5 protein-coding genes and 1 riboswitch are annotated in these 8950 nt (G+C 38.3%); of the genes, 3 read left to right on the top strand and 2 right to left on the bottom strand.

All coding sequences use genetic code 11. The features are described 5' to 3' along the window. Window positions 1–87: 87 nt before the first annotated feature. Both ACQRDX_RS02465 and ACQRDX_RS02460 read right to left on the bottom strand, forming a co-directional pair. Window positions 88–1416, bottom strand: coding sequence for an alanine/glycine:cation symporter family protein (locus ACQRDX_RS02465; protein ID WP_427894096.1), 1329 nt, complete (start codon window positions 1414–1416; stop codon window positions 88–90). Window positions 1417–1588: 172 nt separating this feature from the next. Beyond that, window positions 1589–2917: an alanine/glycine:cation symporter family protein gene (locus ACQRDX_RS02460; RefSeq protein ID WP_427894094.1), complete on the bottom strand. Its 1329-nt coding sequence runs from the start codon at window positions 2915–2917 to the stop codon at window positions 1589–1591. A 119-nt stretch (window positions 2918–3036) separates the two neighbouring features. Further along, a riboswitch (glycine riboswitch) is annotated at window positions 3037–3123 on the bottom strand. Window positions 3124–3481: 358 nt separating this feature from the next. On the opposite strand from ACQRDX_RS02460, the gene pcrA reads away from it, so the two are divergent. The 3 genes from pcrA (at window position 3482) to ACQRDX_RS02445 (ending at window position 8937) form a co-directional block, all read left to right on the top strand. Continuing rightward, window positions 3482–5737 (top strand): DNA helicase PcrA, encoded by a 2256-nt coding sequence (pcrA, locus tag ACQRDX_RS02455; RefSeq protein ID WP_427894092.1) that lies wholly within the window; start codon window positions 3482–3484, stop codon window positions 5735–5737. Window positions 5738–5979: 242 nt separating this feature from the next. Then, entirely contained in the window at window positions 5980–8091 is a 2112-nt protein-coding gene (locus ACQRDX_RS02450) for an AAA family ATPase (protein WP_427894090.1), read from the top strand. A gap of 81 nt (window positions 8092–8172) precedes the next feature. Next, window positions 8173–8937, top strand: a complete 765-nt coding sequence (locus ACQRDX_RS02445; protein ID WP_427894088.1) for an HAD-IIB family hydrolase — start codon at window positions 8173–8175, stop codon at window positions 8935–8937. Window positions 8938–8950: the final 13 nt, after the last annotated feature.

Here is an 8950-nt window from a genome sequence, read left to right as displayed (position 1 = left end):
AATGGTATTTTAAATGATAAGATTTAAAAGAAATCTAGACGTGTAAAAAGGCATGTCTCAATTATAAGAATCATGCCATTTATTTTGTTATTTATTTTTATCAAAGTATTTTTTAGTTTCTTTGATGATAATCGGGGAGAGAACAAGAAGAGCGATGAGGTTTGGAATAGCCATTAGTCCATTGACGATGTCAGCAATAATCCAAATAAGCTCTAATTTAAGAAAAGCACCGAGTGCTACCATAGTAACAAAAATAATGCGGTAAATAATAATGGATTTTGATCCAAAAAGGAACTCGAAACAACGCTCTCCATAATAGCCCCATCCAAGAATAGTAGTAAAGGCAAATAAAACAAGGCTGATTGTTAAGGCATGCGCTCCTAAGTCAGAAAAGACCGATGAAAATGCAGCTTGGGTCAAAGCAGCGCCGTTTAAATTGGTTTTCCATCCATCAGTAACAAGAATGGCAAGACCAGTTAAATTACAAATAATAATAGTGTCAATGAAAGTTCCTGTCATAGAAATCAAACCTTGTTCAACAGGTTCGTTTGTTTTGGCAGCAGCTGCGGCAATGGGAGCTGAACCAAGTCCAGATTCATTTGAAAAAATTCCTCGCGCTATCCCAGATTGAATAGCCAACATTACAGTTGCGCCTGCGAAGCCCCCAGTTGCAGCTTTTCCTGTAAAGGCTGATTGGATAACGAGTGCTAGAGTGCTTCCTAGTTTATCAGCATTTACAATTAAAATAGTAGAGGCTGCAAGAACATAGAGGACAGCCATAAAAGGTACAATTTTTGTTGATACATTGGAGATCGTTTGAATCCCTCCAAAGATGATGACAGCAACTAATATAGCTAAAATAGGTCCTACAATTTGAGGAGAGATTCCAGTAGATGTTTTGATCGAATCAGTGATGGAATTAACTTGTGTGAAGGTTCCGGATCCAAGAAGGGCTACCATCACACCAAAAATGGCAAAAACTATAGCCAGTGGTTTCCATTTTTCCCCCATCCCCATGGTGATATAATACATAGGACCGCCGGCAATTTCTCCATTTTCATCTGTCGTCCGATATTTGATAGCTAATAGACCTTCGGCATATTTAGTTGCCATCCCAAAGAAAGCGGCTGTCCACATCCAAAACAAGGCTCCAGGTCCACCTAATTTAATAGCAGTAGCCACTCCGACGATATTTCCAGTTCCTACGGTAGCTGCTAGAGCTGTACAAAGAGCAGCGAAACTAGAAACATCTCCCTCTCCATCGCTACCTGAAAAAATAAGATGGAATGCTTTTGGTAATTTTAAGACTTGCAGTAAACCAAGTCGGACAGTCAAATAGATCCCAGTCCCGACTAATAAAATTAGCAAAGGAGGACCCCAAACAAAACTGTCAATGGTAGAAAATATATCTAACATATAAACTCCTATTTCTAAATGATAGCTTTTGAAAAAGCTATGAAAATTTTTCCAACCTATAATACTACACGAATAAAAGGCGCTTGTCAAATCCCTCTTTTATTAAAAATAGCCGATATCTTCTTTACAAGTTAAAAACTCAGATAGAAGATATGGCTTTTCTAGAAGTGACTTATTTTTTATGGAAATATTTTTTTGTTTCCTTAATAATAACGGGTGAAAGGACTAGTAGTGCAATTAAATTAGGTAGAGCCATTAGTCCATTAACGATATCTGCAATAACCCAGATTAGTTCAAGTTTTAAAAAGCCTCCAAGCGCAACCATCGTAATAAAGATGATTCGGTAAATTTTGAGGTGTTTCACTCCGAATAAAAACTCAAAACAACGCTCGCCATAGTAACTCCATCCTAGAATTGTAGTGAAAGCAAATAGGACCAAACAAATTGTTAAGGCAAGTTCGCCTGGTGTTCCAAAGATACTTCCAAATGCGGCCTGTGTCAAAGGAGCTCCCTCAAGTCCTTCAACAGTCCATTTTCCTGTGACAAGAATGGAAAGACCAGTCAATGTACAGATGATAATGGTATCAATAAAGGTACCTGTCATAGAGATCAAACCTTGTTCAACAGGTTCATTTGTTTTAGCGGCAGCTGCGGCAATAGGAGCAGATCCAAGCCCAGATTCATTTGAAAATACGCCACGCGCAATCCCTCTTTGAATTGCTTCTTTAACAGTTGCTCCAGCAAAACCACCAATAGCAGCACTTTTAGTAAAAGCACTTTTGAAAACTAATTCTAGTGACGGGATGATTTGATCACTGTAGGTAAAGATAACCGCTAAAGTTGCAACGATATAGAGAATGGCCATAAATGGAACAACCTTTGTTGAGACGTTAGAGATAGATTCAATCCCTCCGAAAATGATAATAGCTACAATAATGGCAATGACAATACTAACAATTTGTGGAGACAATCCAAAGCTATTTTCAAGTGATGAGGTAATAGAGTTTACTTGAGAGAAAGTTCCAATTCCTAAAAAGGCAACCAATACGCCTGCAACTGCAAAGAAGATAGCTAATGGCTTCCACTTTTGTCCCATACCGAGAAGAATGTAGTGCATTGGTCCTCCAGACACTTTACCTTCAGCATCTTTTGAGCGAAACTTAATCGCTAAAAGTCCCTCAGCATATTTTGTTGCCATTCCAAAGAAAGCAGCCACCCACATCCAAAACAGAGCTCCTGGCCCACCAGATTTAATAGCAGTCGCAACCCCGACGATATTTCCTGTTCCAACAGTTGCAGCCAGAGCAGTTGCTAGTGCAGCAAAACTTGAAATGTCACCTTCGCCTTTATCATCAACAAAGATAAGTTTAAAGGCTTTTGGTAATCTTGTAACCTGTAAAAGCCCCAAACGAACTGTCAGATAAATTCCAGTACCCACTAATAAAACAAGTAAGGGAGCTCCCCAAACAATGTTATCAATAGCGGTAAAAAATTCCAACATATAAAATCTCCTTATGTACGATTGGTTTTAAACAAGAAAAAGAGGCTATCTTTCGATACCTCTGGATAAATCGTCATAAAAGGCTACACAAAAAATCTAGTTTGATCTAGTTTTTTTTCTATACCTCTTCTGTCCTTTTGCCTGAGAGATTGAGCAGTATGCCTTGCCCCTTCGGCGCCAAAAATGGTCTCTCCAGAAGTCCGTCGGTTAATCAGTCCCATCTAGAATGATCTAGATACCTGAGAGTATAACTCCTTCGGTGAAAGGCGAACCTTTCTCTCCTGAAAAACGTCAATCGCTTATTAAATTAATATACGTTCTATCATATATAAAGTTTTAATGTTTGTCAATAGTCTTTTAAACTCTTTTATGATGCTATTGAAGAATGGTAAATTGACATGGATTCTGATATTTTATAGAAAAAGTGGTAAAATAGTAAGGATTATTTTTGTTAACAGAAGTCTGTTGAAAGAAAAAGGAAAGGAATATTTAGTTACGGTAGCTAAATAGGGAAGTTATTTTAGAAAGCTGACTTTTTAAAGTAATAGCCCTTTGTATAATATTATGAATCCATTATTAAACGGTATGAATGACAAGCAGGCAGAAGCGGTAATGACGACTGAGGGACCGCTTTTGATTATGGCAGGAGCAGGGTCTGGAAAGACAAGAGTATTAACGCATCGCATCGCTTATCTTATTGATGAAAAAATGGTGAATCCATGGAATATCTTAGCGATTACCTTTACCAATAAAGCAGCACGTGAAATGAGGGAACGAGCCATGCTGTTAAATCCAGCAACACAAGAGACCTTGATTGCGACCTTTCACTCCATGTGTGTGCGTATTTTACGTCGAGATGCAGATTATATTGGCTACAATCGTAATTTTACCATCATAGATCCAGGTGAACAAAGAACCTTAATGAAGCGTATTCTTAAGCAGCTCAATCTTGATCCTAAAAATTGGAATGAGCGTTCGATCTTAGGAACAATTTCAAACGCTAAGAATGATTTATTGGATGAACGTGCTTATGAACACCAAGCATCTGATATGTACACCCAAGTTGTTGCTAAGTGTTATAAAGCTTATCAGGAAGAGTTACGTCGTAGCGAGGCCATGGATTTTGATGATTTAATTATGATGACCTTGCGCTTATTTGATCAACATCCAGATGTTTTAGCTTATTATCAGCAACGCTACCAATATATTCATGTGGATGAATACCAAGATACCAACCATGCGCAATATCAATTGGTCAAACTTTTAGCTTCTCGATTTAAAAATATTTGTGTGGTTGGAGATGCAGACCAGTCAATTTATGGTTGGCGTGGAGCAGATATGCAAAATATTTTGGATTTTGAAAAAGATTACCCAGAAGCTAAGGTGGTCTTATTGGAAGAGAATTATCGCTCGACTAAAAAAATCCTTCAAGCTGCTAATGATGTGATTAAAAACAATTATAACCGTCGTCCCAAGCGCTTATGGACACAAAATGCAGACGGCGAAGCTATTGTGTATTTTCGTGCACGCGATGAGCAAGAAGAAGCTGTTTTTGTTGCCAGCAAGATCGACAATATGGCGACCTCATCTGGTAAAAATTTCAAAGATTTTGCTGTGCTTTATCGCACGAATGCGCAATCTCGTACGATTGAGGAGGCGCTTTTAAAATCTAATATTCCTTATACCATGGTTGGAGGAACCAAATTCTATAGCCGTAAAGAAATTCGTGATGTCATTGCTTATCTCAATGTGATATCAAACCCCAGTGATAATATCAGTTTTGAACGTATTGTGAATGAGCCTAAGCGTGGTGTTGGTCCAGGAAGTTTGGATAAACTTCGTCTTTTTGCTCAAGAACAGCAACTCTCTCTTTTAGATGCAGCTGAAAATATTTTAATTTCTCCTTTACGTGGGAAAGCTGCGCAAGCAGTTGGCGAGCTAGCTAACATTCTATTTGATATCCGTGATGGTTTAGATCAACTCTCCATTTCAGAGGTTGTTGAGCAGGTGTTAGAACGGACAGGTTACTTAGCATCTCTTAAAGTACAAAATACTCTAGAGAGTCAAGCAAGGGTAGAAAATATCCAAGAATTTTTATCTGTGACCAAAAATTTTGATGATAAGGCATCAGAGACATCAGAGGGTGAGACAGGATTGGAGCGTTTGAGTCGTTTCTTGAATGATTTGGCTTTGATTGCTGATACTGATGATGGAGATACTGAGACAGCTGAGGTGACCTTGATGACGCTTCATGCTGCCAAAGGGTTAGAGTTTCCAGTTGTCTTTTTGATTGGAATGGAAGAAGGGGTATTTCCTTTGTCTCGTGCAACAGAAGATAGAGATGAGCTGGAGGAAGAACGACGTTTGGCTTATGTTGGTATTACTCGTGCTGAGGAGGTTCTTTATTTGACCAATGCTAATAGCCGTACGCTTTTTGGGCGGACAAGTTACAATCGTCCAACGCGATTTATTAAAGAGATCAGTGAGGAATTATTGAGCTATGACGGTCTAGCTCGCCCTGCTCAAACCTCTTTTATTACAAGCTCTAAGGGTGGTGGGGAATCTTTTGCCAAAGGAATGAGCTTGCAAGAGGCCCTTCAACAACGTAAGGCAAGTGCTGCACCTAGACCATTCACACAAGCTTCGTCTAAAACATTAGACCATTGGAAAGTTGGGGATGTTGCCCGTCATAAAAAGTGGGGTGATGGAATAGTTCTTGAAGTCTCTGGACAAGGACAGGCACAAGAGTTAAAAATTAAGTTCTCAGAAGTAGGATTGAAAAAGCTACTGGCCAGTGTAGCTCCGATTGAAAAAAAATAATCTGTTAGCCTTTTATATTTTATAGAAAGCATATCTAGTTATTCCACTAACTAGATATGCTTTTTGTTTAAATTTTTTATTATATCAAAAAAATGATACTTTTTTGTTGACATTATATTACAAAAGTATTACTATATACTTAAGGTCAGCAAAGGTCAAAAGGTTAATTTTGATCAAACTGCCGAATTCAGATAATGGGATCTGGATGATTAATGTATAGAAAAATATAAGAGGTAATGATGATGACAAACAGAAATAATCAATTTGACAGATTTGGAAACATGGATGACATTTTTAACCAATTGATGGGGAATATGGGTGGTTATAACACTGAGAATCGTCGTTATTTAATTAACGGCCGTGAGGTAACACCAGAAGAATTTGCCTATTATCGTCAAACAGGACAACTACCACAGCATGAAAGTGTTGAGAAAGAAAAAACGTCTCATAAAGCCTTAAAATCAGACGGTATTTTAGCTAAACTAGGGCGTAACTTGACTGAAGAAGCACGCTTAGGTTTGCTTGATCCAGTAATAGGAAGAAATAAAGAAATCCAAGAAACTTCAGAAATCTTGGCCCGTCGAACAAAAAACAATCCTGTCTTAGTGGGAGATGCAGGCGTTGGTAAAACAGCTGTTGTTGAAGGTTTGGCACAAGCTATTGTTCACGGAGATGTTCCTGCTGCGATTAAAGGTAAGGAGTTAATTTCTATTGATATCTCTGGTTTGGAAGCGGGAACTCAATATCGTGGTAGCTTTGAGGAAAATATTCAAAATCTTGTGAGTGAAGTTAAAGAAGCTGGTAACATCATCTTGTTCTTTGATGAAATTCACCAGATTTTAGGAGCAGGTAATACTGGTTCAGATAGTGGTTCAAAAGGTTTGGCAGATATTATTAAACCCGCTCTTTCTCGTGGAGAATTAACCATCATTGGTGCTAGTACAGAGGATGAATACCGCAATACAATCTTGAAAAATGCAGCACTAGCAAGAAGGTTCAACGAAGTTAAGGTGAAAGCACCGTCTGCAGAGGATACATTGAAAATCTTGCAAGGTATTCGCTCGCTATATGAAGAACACCATAATGTTATTTTGCCAGATGAGGTTCTAAAAGCAGCAGTGGATTATTCTATCCAGTACATCCCACAACGTAGTCTTCCTGATAAAGCCATAGATTTGGTAGATGTTACAGCAGCACACCTTGCAGCACAACATTCTGTAACAGATGTTCATACCCTTGAAGAAGAAATTGCTAAAGAGCGATCAAAACAAGAGGATGCAGTTGAAAAACAAGATTATGAGGCAGCATTAAACAGCAAGGTTCGTATCGAAGAATTGCAAAAACAAATTGAGAATCATACTGAAACTCAAAAAACAAAAGCCACAATCAATGATGTGGCAGAATCCGTTGAGCGTATGACAGGTATTCCTGTTTCTAATATGGGATCAAGTGATATTGAGCGCTTAAAAGAACTTAACAGCCGCTTAAAAGGAAAAGTAATTGGGCAAGATCAAGCTGTTGAGATGGTGGCACGAGCAATCCGTCGTAATCGTGCAGGATTTGATGATGGTAATCGTCCGATTGGTAGCTTCTTATTTGTTGGTCCAACTGGAGTTGGTAAGACTGAGTTAGCCAAACAATTAGCAATTGACTTGTTTGGTACCAAGGATGCCATTATCCGTTTGGATATGTCTGAGTTTTCAGATCGTACAGCTGTTTCAAAACTGATTGGGACAACGGCAGGTTATGTAGGATATGATGATAACAGTAATACTCTAACCGAGCGTGTCCGTCGCAACCCTTATTCTATTGTTCTTCTTGATGAAATTGAAAAAGCAGATCCTCAAGTGATTACCCTATTACTTCAAGTTTTGGATGACGGGCATTTAACAGATGGTCAAGGTAATACTGTTAACTTTAAAAATACCGTTATTATTGCAACATCAAACGCTGGATTTGGTTTAAATCAAGTATCAGATGACGATGAGGAGCAAAAAATTATGGACCGGATTGCACCTTACTTCCGTCCAGAGTTCCTAAATCGCTTTAATGGTGTTATTGAGTTTAGCCACTTAAGCAAAGAGAATCTTGGTGAAATTGTTGATTTGATGTTATCAGATGTCAACCGCACTTTGGCAAGAAAAGATATTACACTTGAAGTGACAGATGAAGCTAAGGCTTACTTAATCGACAAGGGGTATGATAAAGCAATGGGAGCAAGACCTCTTCGTCGGGTAATTGAACAAGATATTAGAGATCGTGTGACTGATTTTTATCTTGATCATTTAGAAGCTAAACATCTAGTCGCTACTCTAAAAAATGGTGAAATGACGATTGAGGAGAAAAAAGCCTAAAATCAAAGACAGGGGTGTTTCGACACTCCTATTTTTGTTGTTTTCTGAAAACTGTGTTAGAATATTTGGAAGGAGGCAATCATGTATTTTATTTTCGATTTAGATGGAACCCTGTGCTTTGATGGTTTCTCAATGGATAATTCCATCAAGGATGTTTTGGAAAAAGCAGAGCAATATGGACATCAAGTTGGCTTTGCTTCGGCTAGATCTTATCGTGATTGTTTAGGGATTTTAGGAGACAGTCTCAGTCAGCGATTGGTGGTTGGACTAAATGGAGGATTAGTCTTTAACGGTGGTCGAATTTTTAAAGATAAGGTACTTGATAAGCAAGCCTTTAAGACAATCTTATCTTGGTGTCAAGCCTATAATCTCCCTTATTTCGTTGACAATGATTTTAATTACAGCACTTCACTAAGAGAAAAGATTCCTTTCATTTCTAGTGTTGACCCGCTTCATCTAGCAAAAGAAGTGTCTTTGGAGAAGTTGGAGCACCCGATCAAGATGGTGATTTATATGGGAGATCATGAAGACTTGGTAGATTCTCTGTTGGCAGATGTTAGAGAATTGGCTTGTCTTGATTTTTCTTATCATGAGCATGAGAAATGCCTATATATCAATCCCTATGGTGTGAATAAAGCCACAACATTGATGGAGGTGTTAAAGGCTCCCTATGTGGCTTTTGGAAACGATCAAAATGATATTGAGTTTTTCAAACACTCCTTATATGCTGTTCAGATTGGAAAATATGCCCCTTTAGTCCCCTATGCTGATGAGCAACTAATCATCAAGGAGGAGCAACCACATCTAATCGCTCAGAAAATAGAAGAACTCTTCAAAGTATTTTAAAATTAACTATTGA

Source organism: Streptococcus sp. SGI.013 (assembly GCF_050315295.1).
Lineage (GTDB): Bacteria > Bacillota > Bacilli > Lactobacillales > Streptococcaceae > Streptococcus > Streptococcus porcorum.
Note: the sequence above shows the minus strand (reverse complement) of the source record. Positions and strands in the feature narration are given on the sequence as shown.